Annotated in this window: 2 protein-coding genes; both read right to left on the bottom strand. The window is 69.0% G+C overall.

Annotation, left to right across the window (positions count from 1 at the left end; genetic code table 11):
• Nucleotides 1-200 (bottom strand): histidine phosphatase family protein (locus B1A78_RS21745; RefSeq protein ID WP_179102134.1); only part of this gene is annotated, 200 nt, incomplete at its 3' end.
• A gap of 318 nt (nucleotides 201-518) precedes the next feature.
• Nucleotides 519-1,719, bottom strand: a 1,201-nt coding sequence (locus B1A78_RS21740; RefSeq protein ID WP_306171669.1) for a helicase C-terminal domain-containing protein, incomplete at its 5' end; no start/stop codon positions are given.

Here is a 1,719-nt window from a genome sequence, read left to right as displayed (position 1 = left end):
TGGAACAGGTCGAGCGTCTCGGTGACGCGCACCGCGGGCGAGGCGATGATGCGATCGACGGGCAGGCCCTGGCGTTTCAGCCATTGGCCGATCAGGTCGGCGCCGCGCCGCCCGCGCGCGTTGATCGGGCGGTCGAAATCGCGCTCGACCTGTACGTCCCAACCCGATTTGGCATGGCGCAGGATCGTCAACGTCTTCAAAATCTCTCCCCGCGCCCGTCGCGCCTAGCCCCGTGTTCGAGGCCTTGTGCCGCAATCTTATGACGGTGAAAAGGCGGGAAAGGCGGCGTAGGGGCCAAACCTGCCAATTCCACGGCTGAGGCGTCAAAATGGCGAAGATATCGGAGGGGAATGCCCGCCGGGAACAGTGGTTCTGTTTCCAAGGGCATTCCCCTTCGAGATCGAAGCCATTTTGACGTCCCTTCGGGATTTGACCGATTTTGTCCATGGCTGCGTCGGCGAGCCTTGGAATATATTCATATGCCTGCGCCTCGCCTCCTAGCCCTGAACAAAATCGCTTCAAACCTCAGTCGTGTAATTGGCAGGTTTGGCCCCTCGTCTTCTTTCGACATTCGCCGCGGCGACATGATTGACCACCTCGTCGAGCGGCAGGCGGCGGATCGGGGTGCCGGGCGGGAAGGCCGCCAGCAGGCGCGAGGGGAAGCTCGGCGACAGCATGGCGAACTGGCCATAATCGTCGCTGCGCCGGATCAACCGGCCGAACGCCTGCGCGATGCGGCCGCGGATCACCATGTCGTCGTAACGCGCGCCGCCCTGCGCGGCGCGGCGCGCGGCGTGGAGGATCGTCGGGCGCGGCCAGGGCACGCCCTCCATCACCACGAGCCGCAGCGAATCGCCGGGGACGTCGACGCCGTCGCGCAAGGCGTCGGTGCCGAGCAGCGAGGCGTGCGGGTCGGCGCGAAAGATGTCGACCAATGTGCCGGTGTCGAGCGGGTCGACATGCTGGGCATAGAGCGGCAGCCCCGCGCGCGCGAGGCGGTCGGCGATACGCGCATGGACGATGCGCAGCCGCCGGATCGCGCTGAACAGCCCGAGCGCGCCGCCGCCCGACGCCTCGATCAGCCGGCTGTACGCGCCGGCGAGCGCGGGCAGGTCGCCGCGCGCGATGTCGGTGACGATCAGCACCTCCGACTGGCGCGCATAGTCGAAGGGGCTGGGCACCGCGAAATGGCGGACGCCGCCGTCCATGTGGCGCGCGCCGGTGCGGATGTCGGCGTCGTGCCAGTCGTTCGCGCCGCGCAGCGTGGCCGAGGTCACGAGCACGCCCTGTGCGGGGCGATAGACGATGTCGGCGATCGGCTTGGCGGGATCGAGCCAGTGGCGGTGCATCCCGGCGTCGACCTCGCGCCCGTCGATGCGGTTCACCGCGAGCCAGTCGACGAAATCGGGATCGGCGGGGCCGCCGACGCGCCCGAGCAGCGACAGCCAGGCGCCCAGCGTGTCGATGCGGTTGCCAAGGCTGTGCCGCGCGCCGTCGACGCGCGCGCGCGCCTGTCCGTCGAGCCAGTCGGGCGGGTCCTCGATCAGCGCGTCGAGCCGCTTTCCGAGCGCCATGAGCGGGCGCAGCACCGCCTCGATCGCGTCGCTCGCGCTCGCGGCGGCGGCGACCAGTTCGGCGTCGGGATCGGCGAGTTCGGTTTCGAGGCCATAGCCGCTGTCGCCGCCCTTGGCGTCGATTCCGCGCGCATAGACCATGGCG

The organism is Sphingopyxis sp. KK2 (genome assembly GCF_001990265.1).
Lineage (GTDB): Bacteria > Pseudomonadota > Alphaproteobacteria > Sphingomonadales > Sphingomonadaceae > Sphingopyxis.
This window is presented reverse-complemented; position numbering and strand designations above follow the sequence as displayed.